Source organism: Streptococcus sp. 21.1 (genome assembly GCF_016648635.1).
Lineage (GTDB): Bacteria > Bacillota > Bacilli > Lactobacillales > Streptococcaceae > Streptococcus.
In genome coordinates, this window is sequence record NZ_JACLQL010000004.1 from 13870 (window position 1) to 38022 (window position 24153).

General features: G+C 39.7%; 27 protein-coding genes and 1 other RNA gene. 10 read left to right on the top strand and 18 right to left on the bottom strand.

The window, feature by feature from the left end; translation table 11 throughout:
• Positions 1-27: 27 nt before the first annotated feature.
• The 5 genes from H7U01_RS03975 to rplK form a co-directional block, all read right to left on the bottom strand.
• Positions 28-1335: a GHKL domain-containing protein gene (locus tag H7U01_RS03975; RefSeq protein WP_002885760.1), complete on the bottom strand. Its 1308-nt coding sequence runs from the start codon at positions 1333-1335 to the stop codon at positions 28-30.
• Between the two features lie 450 nt (positions 1336-1785).
• Entirely contained in the window at positions 1786-3240 is a 1455-nt protein-coding gene (gene gltX / locus H7U01_RS03980) for a glutamate--tRNA ligase (RefSeq protein WP_037611119.1), read from the bottom strand.
• Between the two features lie 235 nt (positions 3241-3475).
• On the bottom strand, positions 3476-5446 hold the full coding sequence (locus H7U01_RS03985; RefSeq protein ID WP_037611118.1) for a peptide ABC transporter substrate-binding protein: 1971 nt from the start codon (positions 5444-5446) through the stop codon (positions 3476-3478).
• A gap of 180 nt (positions 5447-5626) precedes the next feature.
• Entirely contained in the window at positions 5627-6316 is a 690-nt protein-coding gene (gene rplA / locus H7U01_RS03990) for a 50S ribosomal protein L1 (RefSeq protein ID WP_002885800.1), read from the bottom strand.
• Positions 6317-6415: 99 nt separating this feature from the next.
• Positions 6416-6841 (bottom strand): 50S ribosomal protein L11, encoded by a 426-nt coding sequence (gene rplK / locus H7U01_RS03995; protein WP_002885648.1) that lies wholly within the window; start codon positions 6839-6841, stop codon positions 6416-6418.
• A gap of 171 nt (positions 6842-7012) precedes the next feature.
• Between rplK and H7U01_RS04000 the strand changes: the two genes are divergently transcribed.
• Entirely contained in the window at positions 7013-7366 is a 354-nt protein-coding gene (locus H7U01_RS04000) for a DUF3397 domain-containing protein (protein WP_002885872.1), read from the top strand.
• 95 nt (positions 7367-7461) lie between these two features.
• Here H7U01_RS04000 and H7U01_RS04005 read toward each other — a convergent pair whose 3' ends face one another.
• The 5 genes from H7U01_RS04005 to H7U01_RS04025 form a co-directional block, all read right to left on the bottom strand.
• A complete protein-coding gene (locus tag H7U01_RS04005; protein ID WP_002885818.1) occupies positions 7462-7959 on the bottom strand; it encodes a beta-class carbonic anhydrase in 498 nt (165 codons plus the stop codon).
• Positions 7960-8109: 150 nt separating this feature from the next.
• A complete protein-coding gene (locus H7U01_RS04010; protein ID WP_002885783.1) occupies positions 8110-8805 on the bottom strand; it encodes a TIGR00266 family protein in 696 nt (231 codons plus the stop codon).
• 87 nt (positions 8806-8892) lie between these two features.
• Entirely contained in the window at positions 8893-10254 is a 1362-nt protein-coding gene (gene radA / locus H7U01_RS04015; RefSeq protein WP_201041205.1) for a DNA repair protein RadA, read from the bottom strand.
• Positions 10251-10718 (bottom strand): isochorismatase family protein, encoded by a 468-nt coding sequence (locus H7U01_RS04020; RefSeq protein WP_201041165.1) that lies wholly within the window; start codon positions 10716-10718, stop codon positions 10251-10253. Before H7U01_RS04020 ends, radA begins: the two co-directional genes overlap by 4 nt.
• Before the next feature lie 9 nt (positions 10719-10727).
• Positions 10728-11174 carry a dUTP diphosphatase gene (locus tag H7U01_RS04025; protein WP_175057814.1) on the bottom strand — a complete coding sequence of 149 codons (447 nt, stop codon included), beginning with the start codon at positions 11172-11174 and terminating at the stop codon, positions 10728-10730.
• A 206-nt stretch (positions 11175-11380) separates the two neighbouring features.
• Between H7U01_RS04025 and H7U01_RS04030 the strand changes: the two genes are divergently transcribed.
• The 6 genes from H7U01_RS04030 to galU all read left to right on the top strand — a co-directional run bounded on the left by H7U01_RS04030 (position 11381) and on the right by galU (position 16801).
• Entirely contained in the window at positions 11381-11983 is a 603-nt protein-coding gene (locus H7U01_RS04030; RefSeq protein ID WP_002886986.1) for an NADPH-dependent FMN reductase, read from the top strand.
• 18 nt (positions 11984-12001) lie between these two features.
• Positions 12002-13249: an NAD(P)H-dependent oxidoreductase gene (locus H7U01_RS04035; protein WP_049545211.1), complete on the top strand. Its 1248-nt coding sequence runs from the start codon at positions 12002-12004 to the stop codon at positions 13247-13249.
• 117 nt (positions 13250-13366) lie between these two features.
• Entirely contained in the window at positions 13367-14158 is a 792-nt protein-coding gene (locus H7U01_RS04040; RefSeq protein WP_021144672.1) for a formate/nitrite transporter family protein, read from the top strand.
• Positions 14159-14166: 8 nt separating this feature from the next.
• A complete protein-coding gene (locus tag H7U01_RS04045) occupies positions 14167-14727 on the top strand; it encodes an MptD family putative ECF transporter S component (protein WP_038676838.1) in 561 nt (186 codons plus the stop codon).
• A gap of 118 nt (positions 14728-14845) precedes the next feature.
• Positions 14846-15868, top strand: a complete 1023-nt coding sequence (locus H7U01_RS04050) for an NAD(P)H-dependent glycerol-3-phosphate dehydrogenase (RefSeq protein WP_064525582.1) — start codon at positions 14846-14848, stop codon at positions 15866-15868.
• 18 nt (positions 15869-15886) lie between these two features.
• The gene (galU, locus tag H7U01_RS04055) at positions 15887-16801 is read left to right on the top strand and encodes a UTP--glucose-1-phosphate uridylyltransferase GalU (protein ID WP_002888695.1); all 915 of its coding nucleotides are present in this window, start codon (positions 15887-15889) and stop codon (positions 16799-16801) included.
• Between the two features lie 43 nt (positions 16802-16844).
• Here the strand turns inward: galU and H7U01_RS04060 are convergent, their stop codons facing one another.
• The 7 genes from H7U01_RS04060 to ffs all read right to left on the bottom strand — a co-directional run bounded on the left by H7U01_RS04060 (position 16845) and on the right by ffs (position 21904).
• Positions 16845-17519 carry a rhomboid family intramembrane serine protease gene (locus H7U01_RS04060; RefSeq protein ID WP_073950626.1) on the bottom strand — a complete coding sequence of 225 codons (675 nt, stop codon included), beginning with the start codon at positions 17517-17519 and terminating at the stop codon, positions 16845-16847.
• Positions 17510-18037 carry a 5-formyltetrahydrofolate cyclo-ligase gene (locus tag H7U01_RS04065; RefSeq protein WP_064523472.1) on the bottom strand — a complete coding sequence of 176 codons (528 nt, stop codon included), beginning with the start codon at positions 18035-18037 and terminating at the stop codon, positions 17510-17512. The genes H7U01_RS04060 and H7U01_RS04065 overlap by 10 nt, the downstream gene beginning before the upstream one ends.
• A gap of 68 nt (positions 18038-18105) precedes the next feature.
• Complete coding sequence (locus H7U01_RS04070) at positions 18106-19239, bottom strand: N-acetyldiaminopimelate deacetylase (protein ID WP_073950628.1); 1134 nt, start codon at positions 19237-19239, stop codon at positions 18106-18108.
• Between the two features lie 75 nt (positions 19240-19314).
• The gene (dapD, locus tag H7U01_RS04075) at positions 19315-20013 is read right to left on the bottom strand and encodes a 2,3,4,5-tetrahydropyridine-2,6-dicarboxylate N-acetyltransferase (protein WP_064520931.1); all 699 of its coding nucleotides are present in this window, start codon (positions 20011-20013) and stop codon (positions 19315-19317) included.
• Between the two features lie 85 nt (positions 20014-20098).
• Entirely contained in the window at positions 20099-20851 is a 753-nt protein-coding gene (locus tag H7U01_RS04080) for an HAD family hydrolase (RefSeq protein ID WP_073950630.1), read from the bottom strand.
• A 113-nt stretch (positions 20852-20964) separates the two neighbouring features.
• The gene (locus H7U01_RS04085; protein WP_073950632.1) at positions 20965-21804 is read right to left on the bottom strand and encodes a methyltransferase domain-containing protein; all 840 of its coding nucleotides are present in this window, start codon (positions 21802-21804) and stop codon (positions 20965-20967) included.
• Positions 21805-21818: 14 nt separating this feature from the next.
• Positions 21819-21904: signal recognition particle sRNA small type (ffs, locus tag H7U01_RS04090), an RNA gene on the bottom strand.
• Between the two features lie 321 nt (positions 21905-22225).
• Here ffs and H7U01_RS04095 point away from each other — a divergent pair.
• From H7U01_RS04095 to H7U01_RS04105, 3 genes are read left to right on the top strand one after another with little or no spacing between them, the layout of a single operon-like run.
• Positions 22226-22384 carry a class IIb bacteriocin, lactobin A/cerein 7B family gene (locus H7U01_RS04095; RefSeq protein WP_073950634.1) on the top strand — a complete coding sequence of 53 codons (159 nt, stop codon included), beginning with the start codon at positions 22226-22228 and terminating at the stop codon, positions 22382-22384.
• Positions 22385-22403: 19 nt separating this feature from the next.
• Complete coding sequence (locus tag H7U01_RS04100; RefSeq protein WP_002885883.1) at positions 22404-22571, top strand: class IIb bacteriocin, lactobin A/cerein 7B family; 168 nt, start codon at positions 22404-22406, stop codon at positions 22569-22571.
• Between the two features lie 47 nt (positions 22572-22618).
• Entirely contained in the window at positions 22619-22870 is a 252-nt protein-coding gene (locus H7U01_RS04105) for a hypothetical protein (protein WP_014635104.1), read from the top strand.
• Between the two features lie 86 nt (positions 22871-22956).
• Here H7U01_RS04105 and tadA read toward each other — a convergent pair whose 3' ends face one another.
• Positions 22957-23475 (bottom strand): tRNA adenosine(34) deaminase TadA, encoded by a 519-nt coding sequence (tadA, locus tag H7U01_RS04110; protein ID WP_014635105.1) that lies wholly within the window; start codon positions 23473-23475, stop codon positions 22957-22959.
• Positions 23476-24153: the final 678 nt, after the last annotated feature.

Sequence of the window (24153 nt, forward strand, 5' to 3'; positions counted from 1 at the left end):
TTCCCCACAAATAGTATCTTTGATTTATCAATTATCCTGAAAAGAGAGGACCTGTGTAAAATGATGGTCACAACTACGAGTCTCAAGATTTACTTTTGGATAGCGATTAAGTATATCTGCGACCTTAGACAAACCAAGCCCTCGGCCTTCACCTTTGCTAGAAACCCCTTCATCAAAAATCCTTGACACAGGAATACGTTCTTCTCTGGTTGTATTGTCAATAACCAAGATAAGATAACCTTGATTTTTAAAGAAAGATATAGTTAAAGTAGGATCTTCAGAATCCACCGCCGACTCAATAGCATTATTTAAGAAGACAGAAGAAATCACAACCAAATCTAAGGCCTCTATCTGAGTTGACGATATGACATCTGGCAACTCCAAGTTAACCTTAATTCCTAAGTTCTCTGCCTCAAGCACTTTAGCAGAAAAGAGACTCTTGAGAGATGTGATTTCTAAGTTGATCAAACGTGATAATTCATAATTTGATAACGTTAAGCTATTACCAGATTTCTCTAAAAGTTCTGCATACTCTTGTTTCAAAGCAGGTAAGTCTCGACGTTGGATACTAACCTCCATTGTTTTAAGCCCTTCGAGATAATCCTTCTTCACCTGAGAAATATCATTATAGAGTTTTTCTAAACGGTGGCTATATTCTTCTAAACTTTCCTCGTGTCTAGCCATTTCTTCAGCCAACTGATCCTTCACTCTTCTCTTAGAATAAATATTAAGCTGAGCAAAGAGCAAAATAAAGAGGATGGAGTAGACAACCGTAATACTGCCTGCTAAATAAATAAAGAGGCCTGTGTAAGGAAAGATGTTACTAGCATAGAAAATAATTAAAGATAAAATAATATAAGCCAGAGTCACCCCAACCAATAAGCGTTGTCTAACTTGGTAAGTATGGTTATTTCCCATAACATTGAGAGCACCAAAGTCAATAAAGAACACTTTGACAATCAGATGAAAAATTGGGTAAATCAAGAGATAAGACAAAGCAATGAGTACTGGGGTGTCTTTGACCTGTAAATAATTAATTTGAAAAATCCATGGGAAAAAATAAAGTTGAAGCAGTTTCGAGGTGACTTCAACAAAAACCCACGGCAAAAAGGTGAAAAGAAAAGAATTCTTTTCACTACTTGATATTTTATTTAAGAAAAGATAGCAGAACAAAAGTGCTAAGAGCGACCCTGTAATGCCTCCAACAAATAGAGAGAGCAAGAGACTCCCTGCGATAAACCAGCATTTACTCTTCCAAGTTTTGAGTAAACCTGACATATCGTGACTAACAATTAAAATAGCCAATAGACGTAGAACCGTAAATAAAACGATCATCTCTAGACTCCCCCCTTCCTTTCAAAATCAACCTACTTTATTGTAACATAAATATATAATTTAGCGTCACTCCTATTAGAAAAAGCTAAAAATATAAAGCTATTTTTTCCTGATTCAGAGCAAGCTAACATCAGACGACCCCACATATCCCTTACTTTTCATAAACATAAAAAGAGCTTAGAAAAACTAAGCTCTTTAACTGACTCATTACCTCTTTTTATGGGTACATGCCAATAACGTAGTAGAAATACCAACCAAATCTTCTCATAATGCTCACTCCTCCCTAATTTTTATTACCAATCTATTATAAAACTAATTTAAAGTTTTTAAAATGATGATATGGTTACGAAATATCATCATTATATTACAAAATAGGTTTAGCAATTATCATATAATCATTGACATATCGCTTATGTGCATTCGAAAACCCAACAATTGTTGGGTTTGTTTTTATAGTGTTGCAAGAACTTGATCAATATGTTTGATTGATTTTTCACGTCCGAGCAAGAAAATAGTATCTGGCAATTCTGGACCGTGCATTTCTCCTGAAACAGCAATACGAATTGGCATGAAGAGATTTTTCCCTTTGATTCCTGTTTCTTTTTGAACAGCCTTAATTTGTGGGAAAATGTTTTCAACAACAAACTCATCATCAGACATAGCTTCGAGTTTGGCTTTAAAGGCTTTAAGTACTGTTGGTACTGTTTCACCAGCCATAACTTCTTTTTCAGCCTCTGTCAATTCTGGGAAATCTTCAAAGAAGAGATCTGTAAGAGGGACAATTTCTTCTGCTGCTGTCATTTGTGGTTTGTAGAGTTCCACTAATTTTTCAGCTTTATCTGTCAAACGACCAGCTTCTTCCAAGAAAGGTTTGCAAAGAGCAAAGACCTTATCGAAATCTGCATTCTTAATGTAGTCGTTACTCATCCAGTCCAATTTTTTCTGGTCAAAGGCCGCTGGTGACTTGCTTAGACGGTTTTCATCAAAAAGTTTAATGAGTTCTTCACGAGAAAAGATTTCGTCTTCACCGCCAGGATTCCAACCAAGAAGAGCAATGAAGTTAAAGACTGCTTCTGGAAGGTAACCTTTTTTACGATAATCTTCGATAAATTGAAGGGTGTTAGTGTCACGTTTAGACAACTTCTTACCAGTTTCAGAATTGATGATAAGGGTCATGTGTCCAAACTCAGGTGCTTCCCAACCAAGAGCTTCATAAACCATGAGTTGTTTTGGTGTATTGGCAATATGGTCATCTCCACGGATAACGTGTGAAATTTGCATATCATGGTCATCAACAACTACCGCAAAGTTGTAAGTTGGGTAGCCATCTTTCTTCTGGATAACCCAATCACCACCGATATTACCACCTTCAAATTCGATATCTCCCTTAACGATATCATGCCATTTATAAATCCCTGACTCATTAACCGCCAAACGAACTGTAGGTACAATACCTGCCGCTTCACGTTCTGCGATGTAGGCAGCTTTTTCTTCTTCAGTCATGCCAAGGAACTCGTTAATGTAACGAGGAGTTTCACCAGCTGCTTCTTGACGTTCACGCTCTGCAGCTAACTCTTCTTCAGTTACGTATGACTTATAGGCTTTACCTTCTGCCAAAAGTTGATCAATATATTTTTGGTAAAGCGGTAAACGTTCTGATTGACGATAGTTTTCGTGTGTTTCAGGACTTTCATCCCAGTCAATTCCCAACCAACGCAAGTTATCAAGCTGTGAACGCTCACCATCTTCAACGTGACGTTTACGGTCAGTATCTTCAATACGGATAATAAATGTACCGCCATGATGACGTGCATAAAGGTAGTTAAACAATGCTGTACGAGCATTACCAATGTGTAGAAGCCCTGTTGGACTTGGTGCGTAACGAACGCGGATATCTTTAGCCAAGATAAATCTCCTTTTTATGTTTCATTCTTCAGTCTTTGGATACCTATTGAGCCTAAAGTCCCTTTCTTAGGACTAACTTAAGATGATAAGTACCAGTAGGCAACTCTATCCCCCAAACTTTCCAAATAAAAATCTAGAAGCGAGTACCAATCTTTCTTATTATATCACAATCTAGGGGTGGTTCGAGAAATTTTGTTAAAAAAACGACTACCTAAAGGTAGACGTTTTCGATAGATTACTTAACGTGTTTGGCAAGATCTTTTTGAGCTTTATCATTAGATTTCGCTCTTTCTTTAAGCCAATCTTTATAAGCTGAATCGTATTGTTTCTTAGTCACAATATCATCTTGAGATTTAAGATACTTAAAGTAGTATGTAGAACCTTTATCACCAGCTTGAGCATAAGCTCCTGAGAATGGCTTAATACGAGAAACTACAGCGGCTGCACCGTTATAAGTAGTCGTTGGGATATAAAGTGCACTATCCGTCAACCATGCCTGAGCTTTTGCATATTTTTCATAACGAGCCGTCAAGTCTGTTGTTTCCTTAGAAGCATCATCAACCAATTGGTCATATTCTTTAAGACCTACTTTTTGAACCGCTTGACTATTTGGATCGTCATAACCCATGAAAGATTTAGTATTTTCACTATTTGTAGTCTTCAAAACATCAAGATAAGTTGATGGATCAAGGTAATCAGGCTCCCAAGCCACACCTACTGACAAATCCCAATCCTCTGCCGCTGCATTTGAAGCAGAGTAGGTAATGTTATAGAAATCATCAGTTGACAATTGGTGAAGATCAAGTACAACATTATCTTTTCCAAGAGCTGATTCAATAGATTGTTTAAGTGACTGCACTTGGTTCACAAAGATTTTATTTGACTGATTGACAGGAACATCCAAATGGATTGGGAACTGAACCCCTTCTGCTTGAAGAGCTTCTTTGGCTTTAGCAAATTCAGCCTTAGCTTTTTCTGGATTATAAAGACCATCTTGACTATCTGCAAGATTCACACCAGACCACTCATCACCATAAGCTGGAAGTTGATCCATTACCATTGTTCCGAAGTCCTTACCATCTGCTTGAACAAAGTCTGGTTTAACATAGATATTACGAACGGCAGTACTACCACCCTCTTTACCGTTAAGTTGTGCAGCATAATTCGTACGGTCAATAGCAAAACCTAATGCTTGACGGAAATCTTTGTTAAGAAGAGCTGTCTTAGTTGATGTCTTTTGCTGATCATTTTCTTTAGATGTATGGTCATAAGTTTGACGATCGATATTAATACCGACACCTTCTACAGCTGCTCCAGGTTGTGTATAGAAAATATTGTCTTTGTACTGTTTTTCAACTTTAGAATAGTTTGAGCTAGTTGGGTATAGACGAGCTAAGTTATAGACTCCATCAGTGAAGTTACGTTCCAAGGATTCTTGGTCTGTACCATCATCGTAAGTCAATTTGACTGTATCAAAATAGACATTATCCTTATCCCAATAGTTTTCATTCTTGGTGAACTCAATAGATGACTTCGTTGTCAAAGATTTAAGAAGATATGGACCGTTATAAAGAATAGATGTTGGGTCTGTTGACTTACCAAAGTCTTTACCTTTAGATTTCAAGAAATCTTCATTAACAGGCCAAGTAACTGAGTAGGTCAATTTTGAATTCCAGTAAGGTTCTGGTTGACTAAGCGTATATTGCAAAGTGTAATCATCAACTGCTTTGATACCTACATTTGAGAAGTCCTTGTTGGCACCTGACAGGTAATCATTCAAGCCCTTAACAGAGTTTTGTAGCAAATAAATCGCTTCAGAATTAGTATCAGCAGCATGCTTAAGACCTGTTACAAAGTCTTTAGCTGTTACATTGGCATACTCTTCGCCGTCTGAAGTGTACCATTTGACACCCTTACGAATCTTGTAAGTATATGTCAAACCATCTTGAGAAACAGACCAGTTTTCAGCGACAGAAGGTTTTAGATTCCCATATTGGTCATTTTCAAACAGACCATCAACACCGTTACTAACGGCTGTCGTCATGTTTTTCTTATTTGTAGAAACATAGTCTAGGGTTGCAGGATCACCACCGTAAACATAATTATAAGTCTTACCAGATGTCTTACTTGATGATGAGCAAGCCGTTAAAACACCTACAGATAATAGGCCTACGGCTGCTAGTAAAAATACCTTACTCTTTTTCATTCATTGCCTCCTTAATTCGCAACGTAAAAAGTTCAAAATCAATAATTATGTGTATACGTTTAAATTATACCATAAATTCGAAAAAGCAGCACTACTTTCTGAATATTTTTTATTTTCTACTCAAATTTCGTGCCTAGAGTAAGAAAAAAAACCTATCCGAAGATAGGTTTTTTACTACTCTTACAATGAGTTAGGATCAACTTTGATACCAGCACCTTGTGTAGTAGTGATTGAAAGGTTTGTGATGTAAGTACCTTTCGCTGTAGCTGGTTTAGCTTTTTGGATTGCATCGTTAAATGCTTTGAAGTTTTCAACCAATTTTTCAGTTTCGAATGAAACTTTACCGATGATAGCTTGTACGTTACCTGCTTTATCAGCACGGTAAGTGATTTTACCACCTTTAGACTCTTCAACTGCTTTAGCAACGTCCATAGTTACTGTACCAGTTTTAGGGTTTGGCATCAAGTTACGTGGTCCAAGGACACGTCCAAGACGACCAACGATTGCCATCATATCTGGTGTTGCAACAACAACGTCAAAGTCAAGCCATCCACCGTTGATTTTAGCAACGAGTTCGTCTTCACCAACGAAGTCAGCACCTGCTGCTTTAGCTTCTTCAGCTTTAGCACCACGAGCAAATACAAGAACGCGTTGAGTTTTACCAGTACCGTTTGGCAATACCATTGCTCCACGGATTTGTTGGTCAGCTTTCTTAACGTCGATGTTAAGGTTGTATGATACTTCAACAGTAGCATCGAATTTTGCGAAGTTAGTTTCTTGTGCAAGAGCTACAGCTTCTTCTACGCTGTAAGCTTTTGTGCTGTCGATTTTCTCAAGAGCAGCACGCATTTGTTTGCTTTTTTTAGCCATGTTAATTATTTCTCCTTGTGTAATGTGGTCATAACGACTTTCATCTTCCACGTCACTCAGCGAAGTGAGACGACGTCTGTGGTTTTCTTGTTAACTGAATTAGTCAGTAACAGTGAATCCCATTGAACGTGCAGTACCTTCGATCATACGCATAGCTGATTCGATGTTTGCAGCGTTCAAGTCAGGCATTTTAGTTTCAGCAATTTCTTGTACTTGTGCACGAGTTACTGAAGCAACTTTAACTGAGTTTGGAGTACCTGAACCTTTTTCAACACCTGCAGCTTTTTTCAAAAGAACAGCAGCTGGTGGTGTTTTAGTGATGAAATCAAATGATTTATCTTCATACACAGAGATAACAACTGGGATGATCATACCAGCTTGATCAGCTGTACGAGCGTTAAACTCTTTAGTGAATCCCATGATGTTGATTCCGGCTTGACCAAGAGCTGGTCCAACTGGTGGAGCTGGAGTCGCTTTACCAGCAGGAATCTGAAGTTTTACGATGTTTTCGACTTTTTTAGCCATTTTGTAATTTCCTCCTATTGTGGTTTTGGCGGTAAGTAAGTTTTGTTACCTCCCACAAGTATGTTTTTACATACCTTATCTATTATACAGAAATTCTTTTTAGATGCAAGAATTTCTTATTAAGTTTAGGAAAAAATTTACATAAAGGACTTTTCGAGGTAAAATAGACTTATGATTCTATATAAATTCTTTGCTATAGCTTTTTTGATTTTAACACCTATCTTTGCTTTTATCATCCACCGATTCTTTAGTTTAAAATACCTCGGGCTTAATTTTGCTGACCTTACCTTCCCACTTTATTTTATTGAGGTGGTTGCTGTGTCAGCCCGTTTCTTCACCCATAGCTTTCTGCCTTACATCACTATCTTATTATCCTTGGCGGCTATAATTATCACAATTCAGATGCTAAGAAAAACACAATCTTTCAAGTTTAAACGTTTTCTTAAGTTATTCTGGCGTATCAGCTTTTTTATCACCAGTCTTTTCTATTTAGGGACTGTGATTCTCATTTTTATCGTTTCTTAAAAACTAGATTAACTCAGCATTTATATTTTATGCTGAGTTTTTTTATGTCAAACCATGAAAAAAGCAGGCAATCATGCCTGCTAAACTTTTCGGTATTAGGGATGAACTTGAGTCATTCGACCAGTATCTACATCATAAACCGCACCGGAGATGATAACATCCTCAGGGATAAGCGGTGACTGACGAAGAATAGCCATATCTTCACGAACACTCTCTTCTACATCTGTGAATGGAAGAAAATCTTGATCAGAAACATCAACACCAAGTTCCTTATTGAGATAGGCGGTAAACTCGTCGTTCTTAAAGGTCTGAGCACCACAATCTGTATGGTGAAGAACTACGATTTCTCGTGTCCCCATCTGTTGTTGAGAAATGACCAAAGAACGAATCATATCTTCCGTCACACGACCACCCGCATTACGCAAAATATGAGCGTCACCTAGGGCCAACCCCAAGGCCTGGGCAACGTGAAGGCGTGAATCCATACAAGTCACAATAGCCACCTTAGTCTTTGGTTTCAAGGGAAGATGGGCTGTCCCGTGGAGGTCAACATAGGCTTTGTTGGCATTGAGAAAGTTTTCAAAATAAGACATAATAACTCACTTTCTAATGAAGAAAATAATTTGACTATCAAATTATTTAAACACTATCTTATCATCTTTTTATTAACTTGTCAGCTATTGAGTTCGCAATATAAAAAGGAGAATAGATGCTAACAAGCATCCACTCTCCTTCAATTTATACTATGAACGTTTTGGTAAGTATCTATTAAGCAAGCCTGCAAAGGTTTGAAGATTGAGACTTTGAACATAAATTTCACCTGTTCCTCTAAAGGTATTCACAACACCCTCTCCTGTCCCAATAGACTGCCAGAAACCATTTTCCAAGTGAATATTGTAATCAAGTGTCTGACTCCAGGCAACGACATGAGCATTATCAATAGTCACTTCTTGGTTGTTTAGCTCAATTTTTTTAATAGAACCGTAGGCATTCGCCAAGAGTGTTCCTTGACCTTGGGTTGTCATCACAAAGAAACCACCCTGACCACCAAAAATAGCCTTACCAACTGACTGGAGCTCCATTGTATAGTAAGCTGTGCCATCAAGTGCTAGAAAGGCACCGTCATTTAGTCGGTACTGTTTTTCACCTAAATAAAGTGGAATCACTTGACCAGGAGAATCAGGGGCCAAGGCTATATAACCGTTATTGGACTGTGAGACAACCTGAGTAATAAAGCTACTTTCGCCCGAAACCATTGAACGCCCAACGGCTTTTACAAAGCGACCTAGACCTGATCCACTGGCATTCAATTTGGTACTCAGTGTCACATTTGGTGTGTGATATACCATACTGCCACGCTGGATAAAGACTGTTTCACCTTGATTAAGAGATAACTCTACTAAAGGGAATTGCATGTTGCTGTCTGTGAAAAATTGCATAATAAATACCTCCCTATCCTTATGAAAAGTATAGCATTGGAGATATAATTTTGCAAACGTTTTCAAATTGACTTTTTTATCACTTTTTTAAGAAAAGACTTTTTTGAGTACTTCTCCCACTGTCGTAACGCCAACCACCTGGATACCTTCTGGAATTTTCATGCCGTGCAGAGAATTTTTGGGAGCATAAATCTTAGTAAAACCTAGTTTAGCAGCTTCATTAATACGCTGTTCAATGCGAGTTACTCGGCGTATCTCTCCGGTCAAGCCAATTTCTCCTATAAAGGCTTCTTGTGGATTGGTTGGAAGCTCCTTGTAACTAGAAGCAATGGCAACGGCAACAGCAAGGTCAATAGCCGGCTCGTCCAATTTGACACCACCAGCTGATTTTAAATAAGCATCTTGATTTTGGAGAAGAAGGCCACAACGTTTCTCTAAAACAGCCATAATGAGGCTGACGCGGTTAAAATCCAGTCCTGTTGTTGTCCGCTTGGCATTACCAAAGACGGTTGGGGTCACCAAGGCTTGAACTTCAGCTAAGATAGGTCTGCTACCTTCCATTGTTACAACAATGGCAGAACCTGTGGCTCCGTCTAGGCGTTCCTCTAAGAAAACTTGGCTAGGATTTAGCACTTCTACCAAACCACCAGACTGCATCTCAAAAATCCCAATCTCATTAGTTGAACCAAAACGGTTTTTGACTGCTCGCAAAATACGGAAGGTATGATGACGTTCTCCCTCAAAATAGAGCACAGTATCCACCATGTGTTCCAACATACGTGGTCCAGCCAGTTGTCCCTCCTTGGTCACATGCCCAACAATAAATGTGGCGATGTTATTGGTTTTGGCAATCTGCATAAGTTCAGCAGTGACTTCACGAACCTGAGAAACAGAACCTTGAACGCCAGAAATCTCTGGACTCATGATGGTCTGAATAGAGTCGATAATGAGGAAATCCGGTTTGATGGCCTCTACTTGACTGCGAACCGCTTGCATATTGGTCTCAGCATAAAGATAAAATTCGTTATCAATATCACCTAAACGTTCGCTCCGCAATTTGATTTGCTCGGCAGATTCTTCTCCAGATACATAGAGGACCGTACCCTTGTTAGCCAGTTGCGTTGACACCTGTAAGAGGAGGGTTGATTTCCCTATCCCTGGATCTCCTCCAATAAGAACCAGACTGCCCGGAACCACACCGCCACCTAAAACACGGTTAAACTCGTCCATATCAGTCTTTATGCGGGCATAATTGATTGAGGATACTTCTTTTAATTTAGTTGGTTTAGACTTTTCACCCGTCAAACTGACACGGGCATTTCTCACCTCCTGCATCTCAACCTCTTCTTCAAAAGAGGACCAAGAAGAACAGTTGGGACAGCGCCCTAGATATTTGGGCGAATTGTAGCCACATTCTCGACAAACAAAAGTTGATTTTTTCTTTGCTATGATAATTCTCCTTCTACGATTACTCCGACAGAATGCCACTTATGCAATGTATTTTGAAATTTCTTCTGGTTGACAACTCCGACAGCAGACAAATCGACAGAAACCTGATAATTCTCCTTGACAGCTGCCAAAACGGAAGCCTTGACACAGCCATTGCCATCTACCCCTATAAACTCTATGCTTCTAGCAGCATTCCCCTCCAGAAACTCTTTTAAATCCAGATTGGTAAAGCAAGAAGCCCGACGCTTCTCAAAGATACGAGAAGATACAAGCAGCAAGCCGGTCGCAAATTTCTTCTTTCTATCTTTTCTCTCCCAGAAAAAACGGTTGAGAATATAGATAACCCGGTCACTGGGATAGCTGGCAATTTTGTCATTTACAGCTACAGTCAGTTCTTCATGATATGCTTTTCCTACAGCAACATAGTCTGACTGCATATCTACAACTAATAAATAGTCTGCCATATTCTTTCTCTATTTCCCTGTCGATCCGAAACCACCTGTACGAACACCGTCAGCTTCATCTCCATCTACAATTAAGAAGGGCATAAAGACACCTTGAACGATGCGTTCGCCAACTTCAAGAGTCACGGGGTGATCCGTAATATTTTTCATCTGGGCGAAGATGTGACCCTCATTCCCTGGATTTCCATAGTAATCGCAATCAATAACTCCAACAGAGTTGATCAAGACCAGACCTTTTTTGCGAGGATTAGAAGAACGATCATAAAGATATAGCACCTCACCCGCTTGCATATAAGCCTTGACCCCAGTTGGGACGAGGACGATTTCTCCTGGTGCAATCACTGTGCGCTCTGCCACCTTTAAGTCGTAGCCAGCTGCATGGGCTGTCTCCCGTTTTGGAAGCAAGTCCTGATTGGTATAGGTTGATACAAGTTCAAATCCACGAATTTTTGTCATTATTTTTCCTTTCGATACATCTATAAATTAATTCTTGTAAAACTAGCCATGCTAGCTTCAGACTTTTAAATCTATCCCATTATAATCTATTCGAAATAAGATGACAAAGGTAATAGTCTAATCACTTTCTCATTAAACGAAGATTGACTTTTAACTAGGAAAACGCTAACATAATAATAGATATAATACTTTTAAGGAGAATTGTCATGAAATTCATCGGACTTGTTGGTACGAATTCAAAACGTTCAACTAATAGACAATTATTGCAATATATTCAGAAACATTTTGCAGATAAGGCAGACATCGAACTTGTTGAAATCAAAGACCTCCCTGTCTTTAACAAACCCGCTAACAAACAATTGCCAGAAAGTGTCCTTGAAATCGTTAAAAAAATCGATGAGGCTGATGGGGTTATTATTGGAACACCTGAGTATGACCACTCAATTCCAGCTGTTCTCATGAATGCTTTAGCTTGGGTCTCATACGGTGTTTTCCCTCTTTTGAATAAGCCTGTTATGATTACAGGAGCATCTTATGGAACTCTAGGAGCTTCTCGTGCACAGCTACAACTTCGTCAAATTTTGAATGCTCCAGAAATCAAAGCTAATGTGCTTCCAGACGAATTCTTGCTTTCACATTCCCTTCAAGCTTTTGATAGCAACGGCGATTTAGTTGACCTCGATGTCATCAAAAAATTAGATGCTATTTTCGATGACTTCCGTCTCTACGTCAAAATTACTGGTAAACTCTCACATGCTACAGAGTTATTACATAAAGAAGCTGAAGACTTCGACTGGGAAAGCCTATAGGACAGGAGAATAGAAACTATGAAATTTGTTGGACTCGTTGGAGCAAATTATGACCAATCATATAACCGTAAACTGCTCGAATTTATCAGAAGACATTTTAAAATAAAATTTGAACTTGAAGTTTTGGAAATTGATGAAGTTCCTATGTTTAACCAAGATGAAAAATGGGATGACAGCTTCCAACTTCGCTTACTTAATAACAAAATTACACGCGCTGACGGTGTTATCATTGCAACACCTGAACATAACCACACTATCTCTGCAGCACTTAAGTCAGTTTTAGAGTGGCTCTCATTCGAAGTGCACCCATTTGAAAACAAGCCTGTAATGATTGTTGGTGCTTCTTACTACGACCAAGGAACTTCACGTGCCCAAGTGCATTTGCGTAAAATCCTTGAAGCACCTGGTGTCAATGCCTATACACTTCCAGGTAATGAATTCTTGCTTGGAAAGGCTAAAGAAGCCTTTGACCTTGAGGGGAACATTACTAACGAAGGTACTATTAACTTTCTTGAACAATGCTTAGATAATTTCATCCAATATGTAGGAGTGGTTTCTAAATTGAAAAAACCAAAACCAATTGAACCTGAAGACTTGGATTGTAACAACCCAATCGCTACAACTGTTACCGAAGTTGATCCTGACGATCCAGAGTGGGTAGAAAAAGTAGCTGAAATCACTGGTGCGGTATCTGGTGATACCTACGTGAAATTGGACCACGGTATTTTGACGGTTAATCAAATTGACATGTTCCTCAAGGCTATGCCATTTGAATTGACCTATGCCGATGATAACAACCAGTTCCTCTACTACAATAACGCCCATCAAGATCCTGACACTATGTTTGCTAAACGTGTGCCACCTCAATCTGGTAGCCGTATGTCAACTGTTCACGGCTCACTTCCACCAGCTCGTATGAAAAATGTAGAATGGGTTATCGGTACACTTCGTAATGGTAACCAAGAATATGTTCGTACGATTGTTCCAGGGTCACCTGAAGGAGTTATCAATACGCACAACTATCAGGCTATGTACTATGATGATGGTTCTTATGCAGGAATCAATGAAATCGTCTTTAACTTTAAACCATGGCTTGACTGGTATCTCGAAACAACTGGTCAACGCCTTGTCGGAGGAAGCGGTCCTTTTGCACCAGCTGCAGCTAGTCATGGCGGTAGCGACGCCACATCTGGTGCATCAGATGCGGGTGGTCACGGCGATGCATCTTCAGCCGCAGATGCCACATCCGGAGCATCCTCATATTAAGACTTGGAAAAGTTGGGACAACTGTCCTGACTTTTTTTCATGGTCATCTTAGATTTATTTTCACTCGAGCTTGCGCATTTGCCCATGCTCCATGCCACACATTTTAGAGGTAAACCTATGTCTCAATTTAAAGAAAAAGTATTCGCTGCCTGCGCTAAAAAAGAAGCTCTCTTTGACGAAAGTCTGGGGCGCTATGCCTTGCGCTCTATGCTCGCTGGAGCTTATCTTACTATGTCAACTGCTGTAGGAATTATTGGTGCGGATGTTATCGCTACAGGTATTCCAGCCCTTTCTCGTTTTGTCTTCGCCTTTATCTTTGCCATCGGACTGGTCTTCGTTCTCATATTCAATGGAGAGTTGGCTACTTCAAACATGATGTTCCTGACCAGTGGTGCCTATTATGGTAAAATCAAATGGAGCAAGGTGTGTGCCATCCTCCTCTACTGTACCTTCTTTAATTTTGTCGGTGCCCTTATCTTGGCCTGGTTCTTCAACCAATCCTTCTCTTTCCAACATTTGACTGACAAGAGTTTCTTAGTTACTGCTGTCTCAACCAAGCTTGGAAAAACAGATTGGATGAACTTTACAGAAGGTATTACAGCTAATATGTTCGTTAATATTGCCATCTTGGGCTACATGCTCCTCAAAGAAGAATCTGCTAAAATTTTCATTGCGCTATCAGCTATCTTTATGTTTGTATTTTTGATTAATGAACACTTGATTGCTAACTTTGCTTCTTTCATGTTGCTCGGTTTCAACGGTGTGCGTGATGCTGTGGATAATTTCACTTTGGCAAATATTCTACGTCAGTGGGTAGTCGTTTTCTTCGGTAACTGGATTGGCGGAGGTATTTTCATTGGTTTGGCATACTCTTGGCTCAATAAAACTAAAACACCTCACATTGATTAGGAGACCACATGCGTCAAAAGACATTCATCAAACAAACCAGCCTAGCTATTCTACTGTATTTTATTTGCCTAGCCCTTGCAGTTGCTATTGATTTAATCTTTTTCAAAGTCAAAAATATGTATCATACACCTGCCTTAGCGGCTATCTTTGCAGGCTGGGTCTACTTGGGGCTTATCAGAAAGACAAAACAATTTGGAGCGATTACCTGTCTGGGTATCTTTATGTCCCTCTTCTTCTTTGCTTCTGGGCACTTTGTTCTAGCCTTTCTTCCTAGCTTTCTGGCTGGCCTTGTCGCTGACTTTCTAGCTAAGAAAGGGAACTATGAGAATAGTAAACTTAATTTACTTTCCTATATGATCTTTTCCCTAGGGAACTTAGCACCCATTATCACCATGTGGCTTGCGCCCAAAGCTTATATCGCACAGCTCCTAGCCAAAGGGAAAACTCAAGATTATGTAAATCAAGTTATGGTTCCCTTTACAGCCAGTCATGTCTTAATCCTGATTGGAGGAACGCTCATGGCTGCTCTCATTGGGGGCTACATTGCCCAAAATTGGCTGAAAAAATAAATAGCCATCAGCCCTCCTAACAGAGAGTACAAGACAAACATGCTTTTCTTATGTTATAATGAGAAAGAATACAGTCTTTTTCTACTTTGTTAGAAAGGACCTAAAGGGAGACCTAATGATGAAAAAACAAAAAATCGCTGTCTTGGGCCCTGGTTCATGGGGAACTGCCCTTGCTCAGGTACTCAACGACAACGGACACGAGGTTCGTATTTGGGGAAACATCCCTGAACAAATTGATGAAATTAACGAGAAACACACCAACACCCGCTACTTCAAGGATGTGGTTTTGGATGAAAACATTAAAGCCTACAAGGAACTGTCTGAAGCCCTAGATAGTGTCGACGCTGTTCTCTTTGTTGTTCCAACCAAGGTTACTCGCTTAGTTGCTAAACAAGTTGCCGAACTTTTGGACCACAAAGTTGTTGTCATGCATGCTTCAAAAGGATTGGAACCCGGAACACACGAACGTCTTTCAACAATCCTTGAAGAAGAGATTCCTGAGGAACTTCGCAGTGACATTGTTGTCGTATCTGGTCCAAGCCACGCTGAAGAAACTATCGTTCGCGATATCACTTTGATTACAGCAGCATCTAAGGATCTTGAAGTGGCACGCTATGTCCAAGGCATTTTCAGTAATAACTACTTCCGCCTCTACACCAATTCAGATGTGATTGGTGTTGAAACAGCTGGTGCTCTTAAAAACATTATCGCGGTAGGTGCAGGTGCCCTCCACGGTATGGGATATGGGGACAATGCTAAGGCAGCCGTTATTACTCGTGGACTTGCAGAAATTACTCGTCTTGGTGTGAAACTCGGTGCCGATCCTTTGACTTACAGCGGTCTATCTGGGGTTGGTGACCTTATTGTTACGGGAACTTCTATCCATTCACGTAACTGGCGTGCCGGGGATGCGCTCGGTCGTGGTGAAAAACTAGAAAACATTGAACGTAACATGGGTATGGTAATCGAGGGGATTTCAACTACTAAGGTTGCCTACGAAATCGCTCAAGAACTCAATGTCTATATGCCAATTACAACAGCAATCTACAAATCCATCTATGAGGGTGCTGACATCAAGGAATCTATTCTCAATATGATGTCCAATGAATTGCGCTCTGAAAATGAATGGGATAAAAAATAAATAATCTAAGGAGTTCTCATGAAGAATCAAAAAGTCAAAAAAGCTGTCATCCCTGCTGCAGGACTTGGTACACGCTTTTTGCCAGCTACAAAGGCCTTGGCCAAAGAAATGTTACCAATCGTTGATAAACCAACTATCCAATTTATCGTTGAAGAAGCTCTCAAATCAGGCATCGAAGATATTTTGGTCGTGACTGGTAAGTCAAAACGATCTATCGAAGACCATTTTGACTCAAACTTTGAGTTGGAATACAACTTAGAACAAAAAGGTAAGACAGACCTGCTAAAATTGGTTAATGATACTACTGCTATCAACCTCCATTTTATCCGTCAAAGTCACCCACGTGGTCTCGGAGATGCTGTACTTCAAGCCAAAGCATTTGTCGGTAACGAACCATTTGTTGTTATGCTTGGTGACGATCTAATGGATATTACCGATGACAATGCTGTTCCATTAACCAAACAACTTATTGATGATTATGAGGAAACACACGCTTCTACTATTGCGGTTATGCCTGTACCACACGAAGATGTTTCAGCTTACGGTGTTATCGCCCCTCATGGTGAAGGTCACAATGGCCGTTATAGCGTGGAAACTTTCGTTGAAAAGCCAAACCCAGAAGATGCCCCAAGTGACCTTGCTATCATCGGGCGTTACCTTCTGACACCTGAGATTTTTGGAATTTTGGAAACACAAGAACCAGGTGCAGGTAATGAGATCCAATTGACTGATGCTATTGATAAACTCAATAAAACGCAACGTGTCTTTGCTCGCGAATTTACAGGTAAACGTTACGATGTAGGAGATAAATTTGGTTTCATGAAAACCTCTATTGACTACGCCCTCCAACACCCTCAAGTTAAGGAAGACCTTAAAAAATATCTTATTGACTTGGGACACAAACTCGAAGGCAAACCTGAGCAAAAAGACTAATATAAAATCCATCGAAAAATTTTCGATGGATTTTTCATATTATCTAAAGATAGGTAAAACCTATAATAGTCACTAAAAGAATAATATAAGTTAAAAGAGCTGTAGAACGCCAACCCCTACTAAATAAGCGACTTTCAACCTTGTTGGCCAAAAAGATAGCTGCAAGAGCACCTCCAACTAAACCACCGAGATGGCCTATAATCCCAACACTAGGTGTAAAAAGGTTGAAGATTAAGTTAATAACAATCAAAGCCAAATAATTACGGCCTAACTGATTAAGCAAGGGGCTGTGACTGTAATAACCAAGAATCACAACAGCCGCAAAAAGTCCAAACAAGGATGTCGAAGCACCAGCTGCAATAACATTAGGCGTAAAAAGTAAGGTAAAGGCATTTCCCATAACACCAGCTAACAAATAAAGTCCTAGAAAACGTGGAGTCCCAAAAATCTGCTCAGCCATTTTCCCCATAAAGTAAAGAGTAAGCATATTAAATAGAAAATGCTCAACACCTATATGCACAAAAATTGGTGTTACAAGACGCCAAAGGTTCAAGGGACTGTACTGAACAAACGCACCGTACATAGCTCCCATCTTAAAAAGGCTCAAAGGCGAGGTCGCTTGAAAGCCGTTTAAAAGATATTGACAGATAAAAGTCAACGTCGTAAGCCCCAACAATAGATAGGTTGCTGGGTATTTTTTCCACTCATTTACTTGCATGTGATGACCTCCTTAACAGGAATATCATAGCTGTCTGGTTGAAAATCATGTTTCTGACAAGGGTAAACTGTACTCACTGTCGCCCCTTCAAAATCAGACAAATAGCGATCATAATAACCCGCTCCATAACCAATACGGTAACCTTCAGCATTGAAGACTACTCCTGGCACATGAATCAAATCAATCTCTGATTTTTCCACAGCCAAATCAGACGCAGGTTCCATCAAGCCAAAAGAGGTAGCAACAAGATTATCTGGATCATAATCCACAAAAATCATTCGACCTTGTTTATATGTTTTAGGAATCAAAAGTCGTTTACCATCCTTTAAAGCCTGATTGATTAAAAGACTGGTATCATATTCATGAGGAAAAGACAAATAAGTCGCAATCACCTGAGCCTCTTTATAAGCAGGTAAGGCAATCAATTGCTCCAAAAGATGTTTATCTATCTTAGCCTTAGTCTCAGGTTCTTGTGAAGTTAATTGAGCCAAGACTGTTTTTCTAAGTTCATTTTTCATAGGTTTATCATATCAAAAAATCTACCAAAAGTCAGACTTGGTAGATTTTTTAGCTTTATCGACTCTGATTAGGCTTCTGCCATGTGTTTAAGGAATTTTCCAATTTCAGCCACTGCAAAAGCGAGGGCATCTTCGTTTGGACTCATCTTAGGATGGTGAAGTGCATATGGTGTGTCGATTCCCAACCAGAACATGACACCAGGAACCTTACTAAGCAAATAACCAAAATCCTCTCCAGTCATAGCCGGTGGACAATCAATCAGGTTAACTTCTGGGCTAGCATCAAAGAAGGCCATCAACTCTTTGGCCAAGGCTGGATTATTTTCCACAGGAAGATAACCACCTTGTTTTAACATGATATCCACTTCCATACCAAAGCTAGCTGCTACACCTTCTGCAATCTGGCGCGCGCGCTTCTGGATAAGGAGACTCATTTCCTGAGTAAGAGTACGAATAGTTCCATAAACCTCTGCAGTTTCAGCGATAACATTATTAGTAGTTCCTGCATGGAAAGAACCAAAGGTAACTACCCCACCCTGGATAGGGTCAACATTACGACTGACAATCGTTTGCACCTGAGTAATAAAGTAAGAAGCTGCTACAAGAGCATCATTTGCCTCATGTGGAAAGGCCGCATGTCCACCTTTCCCCTTGAAAGTAACAAGGACTTCACAAGTCCCAGCAAAAAGGGTACTTGTGTTAGTCGCAATATCACCTACCTTGAAATCTGGACGGACGTGGAGGCCATAGAACTCATCTGGCAACCAATCTCCAAAGGCACCATCTTCATACATAAGCATACCACCAGCTTCATTTTCTTCGGCTGGTTGGAAGAGGAAGAGCATGTTATTTTTAGGCTGTACTTGAAGCATCTGGTCCAAAAGACCAAGTGCTGTGGTCATGTGCATATCGTGTCCACAAGCATGCATACGACCTTCATGAGTAGACTTGAAGTCAAGATCTGTTTCCTCTACGATTGGGAGGCCATCAATATCTGTACGCCAACCAATGGTTTTTTCAGGAGCATGCCCGTGAAGATAGACAAGAATTCCTGTACGCCAAGTACGTTGCTCCACAAAGTCCTTACCTTCAGTCATTTCAACAATACGTTCTAAGAGATAAGCCTGAGTTTTAAATTCTTCCAAACCAATTTCAGGAATTTGGTGAAGGTCGCGTCTGATTTTAATTAAATCAAGTGTCATGTTTTATCCTTTTTATTGTCTTATTTTATAGAGAATCTAGAAATAGAGGCCTTACAGGCCTCTACTATCAATATGTTACAAGTTACGCAAAGCGTCTTCGAGTGCTGTTTTTTGTTGTGTTTTTTCATCGATTTCCTTGATGATGCGAGCTGGAACACCAGCTACAACCACATTTTCAGGAACATCTTGAGTAACGATAGCTCCAGCAGCAACGACTGAACCGTTACCAACTTGAACACCTTCAATAACAACAGCATTAGCACCAACAAGAACGTTATCACCGATACGAACTGGGTCTGCTGAAGCTGGTTCAATCACACCAGCAAGGACTGCACCCGCACCGATGTGGCTGTTTTTACCAACAGTAGCACGACCACCAAGGATAGCACCCATATCAATCATAGTACCAGCACCAATTTCAGCACCGATATTGATTACAGCACCCATCATAACGACAGCATTGTCTTCGATAGTTACTTGGTCTCGGATAATAGCACCTGGTTCGATACGTGCATTAAGGTAACGTTTATCAAGCAATGGAACAGCTGAGTTACGGCCATCTTGTTCCACAACATAGTCCTTGTTTTCAGTCAAATTCGCAAGAAGTGGTTCGATATCTTTCCAGTCTCCGAAAAGAATGTTACCAAGTTTAGTGACAGAAGCTGGAACAGTAGTTGCCAATTCCCCTTCAAAAGTTACTTTAACATTCGTTTTCTTTTCAGCATTACCGATAAAAGCAATAATTTCTTGTGCAGACATTTTTTGTGCAGTCATGAGATTCTCCATTCACATAAAGTTAGGAATTATTATACCAAAAATTCTGATAATTGTCTTTGCTTTTGCCAAATAGAGTGTATTTTTATGTAAAATTTGTCTTTAGAGCCTCTATGTCAGTAATCACTCGATCTGGTTTGATTGGGGAATTCTCCAACTCTCGACGAGAATAAGGGAAGGTATTCAGCAAGATACCATCGATCCCAACTGCCTCAGCCACAGCAATATCAGTCGTCAGGTCATTTCCCACCATGACAGTCTCAGATGGCTTTAACCCATGATCATCCAAAACTTGCTTTAAAAATTCAGGTTGAGGCTTACAGATACCCACATCCGAAGACAGGTAAATGGCATCAAAGTAAGGGCTTAACTCCATTAAATCAATCTCAGCATTAGTAAAGGCTGCTTGAGCATTAGACAAGAGATAGAGACGACAGCCCTGCTCTTTTAGAAAGGCTAGAACTTCCTTCGTATGGGGATAAGCCGTCACATGTTTACGAGATAAGACGCGAAAGACCATAGCTATCAATTGTCCCCAATCGTCCGACTGATTAGAGTTACTAGACTGAGGCCGAGCATCTACATAAAGCTGGTTGAAAATGTGAACTAAATCAACTTCTGGATAAGCAACTCCTTTAATCTCTATTAACTCCTTACGAGCCTGAGCCACACGCTTAGCATAAGATTTTTTAAGACCTTCACCCTTATAATCCGCCCCATAAGCTTGGTAAAGTTGGGCTAATTTATCCCATAACACAGGATCCTTCTCATCGGTTAGGATATCAACCAAGGTACCATAAAAATCAAAAATGTAGTTCTTATAGGCTCTATTTTTCATCACTTTTTACCCATTACTGAAACTTTCTTACTTATTGCTCCCATCATACACCTTTTAGGAAGACCAAACAAGCTAACTGAGATATTTTCCCATCAAAAAAATCCCAACGACTGTTAGGATTGCTTATCATCTCTAATACGACCAATCAGCAGCTCTCCCGCAACGGTTAATTGCGTCACTGAAGTCAAGTCCAAAGTATCCTTATTGGTATGGAAGAAAAGAGGTGTCATCTCAGCAAATGTTTGAACATGCTCTGATGGCATAGACCAAGTCTTAGCAATCGTCACACGCTCCAAAAGCTCACAAGACTCTTGAAAATGTTCCAGAACATCCTGGTTAGAATAAGCCTGCGTCTCCGGTAACAGTTGACGAAACTCTTTAAGATGATCTTCGTGAGGAATAACCTTGAAAATCAAGCCATGATCAGACAAAAGTCTTCCAAATTCTTGATAATTAGCTGGTGAAAAGATATCTAAAATGACATCAATACCGTGTTCACGTAAGGGCAATTGAGCCAAATCACCAACAAACCAAGCTACATTTTTCTGAGGATTTTGACGAGCCGCAAGAAGGATAGAATCCTTAGACAAGTCAAAGGCCATGAAATCCTTGTCAAACTCTTGAGCCAACTGACGGCTGTAATAGCCTTCACCACAGGCAACATCTAACACGTGCGAGTGTCCAGGAAGGTCACGCAAGCGCTCTGAAATCACCTTCAAGATAGGATCGTAATAGCCTGCTGCTAAAATCTGACTCCTCTTTTCAAAAGAAGCCATATCATAGTGCTTATCTCCCTTAGTCTGTCTTAAAAAATTGACAAAGCCCTGCTTAGCTATATTAAAGGTATGCCTATTCTGACAAACCAAGCTAGACAAATCCAAATGCATTGGCACCTGACAGATTGGACAAGCAAAAAGGCTCTCTTGATCTTTAAAAACACTAAATTTGGCCATAAATCCTCCTCGACACAAAAAAAGAGCACACACCTGAAATCGCTTAGGGCTGCTGGATTCCTCCCCTGACCCGCTTCACGCACAGATGTTGCTCCGAAAAATATTATACCATAAATCGAAGTGATTGCAAGTAGAGAACTTAAGATAAGACTAGCTAGACCTATCCCCTATCCGTCCCTATTATTTCCTTCGATCAGTCTAAACTTCGATAAAGCATAAGACTTACCATGGTGACATTTATGTCACTACTTTTTTATTTCTCGACACCTTATAATAAATCCATAACTTGAGGAAAGCACCAAAAGCTAGTGACATGGCTGACTTTATTGAAAGGAGAAGTCATGTTTAACACATCTCTTAACTCGTGGTGAGAGGGTATGAGATTTAAAAACTCACCAAAAATAAAAAAAGGAGAATGACAATGATTAATAAAGAAATGAAGGCAGCTGACCTAGCCTCAGTAACAGGAGGCGGATGGAAGACTAACCTTGCCATTGGAGGGCTCTGCCTAGCTTCAGGACCTATTGGAACTATGATGTGCCTTGGAGCCTACAATGGCTACGTGGACTCTGCGCGATAAAAGAAAGGACATATGAACAATGACTAAGACCATTAACAATCGTAAAAACATGACTACTCAAGAACTTGAAGCTGTATCAGGTGGAGTGGTTCCTTGGGCCGCTATTTCTGTTGGCATTGCTGCTGCAAAACTGACTTATGACCTTAGCTATGCTGCAGGTAAGTCTTTCTATAACCTCACCCACTAACTAACAGAACTCAGCTGACATCTCAAAGATTTTGAGGATGATAATTCATGAAACATACAAAAAATCAAACAAATGATACTACTGCTAATCAATCACCTAAAACGAATAACTATTTACTCGTAAAAATAGCTTTAGCTGGAATTATCGGTAGCCTACTTTTGATACTCCTAATCAACCTTATCTTTCATGTACGATTAGGAACACCAATTATCGATACTAATTTGAAGTCCGCTTTTGGTACTCTAATCCTCTTTATGCCTATTTTTCTTTTAACAAGAGAAAAAGAAAAAAAATCATAGAAAGAGTGACCTAAACTGCCTTCAGGAAAACAAAAATACTCTTCTTCCATTAAAAAGTGCAAGTCCCTTTGGACTTGCACTTTTGTTTACATATCTTGCCTTGTTTCCAATTTAGCCAATCGTTTGGCTTCTTTTTTACGTTCACGACTCTGACGGAAAAAGTCTTGCATAATCTTAGCACACTCTTCCTCCATGACACCAGTCTCTACTTCTACGCGATGGTTGAGACGCTCATCTCTTAGGATATCGTAAAGGCTACCCGCACCACCAAACTTTTGATTGCTTGCTCCATAGATAACTTTAGGAATACGAGCCAAGCCAATTGCCCCACTACACATGACACAGGGTTCGATGGTTACAAAGAGGGTACAATCTAACAAACGCCAATTGCCCACAGTCCTATTAGCCTCCTGAATAGCCATGACCTCCGCATGCATGATAGCTTGATTGAGCTCCTCACGTGCATTGTGCCCACGACCTATGACTTCGCCATCTTTAACGATGACACAGCCAATTGGAATCTCTGCTTTATCTAGAGATTTTTCGGCCTCCTTAAGAGCTTCAGACATAAAAAAGTCTTTCTCTTCTTGGGTAAAGTCAAGCATTAGTGTCACTCCCGTTCCAAGATTTGCGAGACAATATCTCACTTAGTCCTTCTATTATAGCATAAGAAAAGAAATACCGAAGACCTCCATTTTAAAGGACACAAAAAAAGCTAAGACGAATCATCCTAGCTTCAAACACATTAGTCTGGTGAGTCTTAGGAATCACACCAATGTGTTCCCCCAAGGCTAGACGAAAAGTCAACGACCGCTTAACATCCTAATTCATATGTCAGTCGGAGTGTCATAGTCAATTGTCTGTGAAATCATTATATAGGCCTAAGGCCTCACAACGATAAACAAAAATGCAACTGTCTCAAACAATTGCAAGGATAGCGTTATAGTTGTGATATTTCACACTTTCCTTCCAAACAAATAATGCCTACTATAAAAGTAACTTTTATAGCTTTTTCCTTACCCACCTATAGTTTATCATGAAACCTCTATCATTTAATTTAAAAATCGGTAATAAAACAATGATATACATTAGAAACAACTGTTAATTGTATGCATTCTTTTGAATATTTTGCTTAACATTTAAAAGGTTGATATATCAACCTTTTAGAGCTTCATAAACTATTTTTTCTAGTCTATCTACACTATTAAACACCTATCATCCTAAGTCTTATCTAATTTTACTGTTTATTAGTCTAACAAGTGTTTAATATTTTATCTCCAACA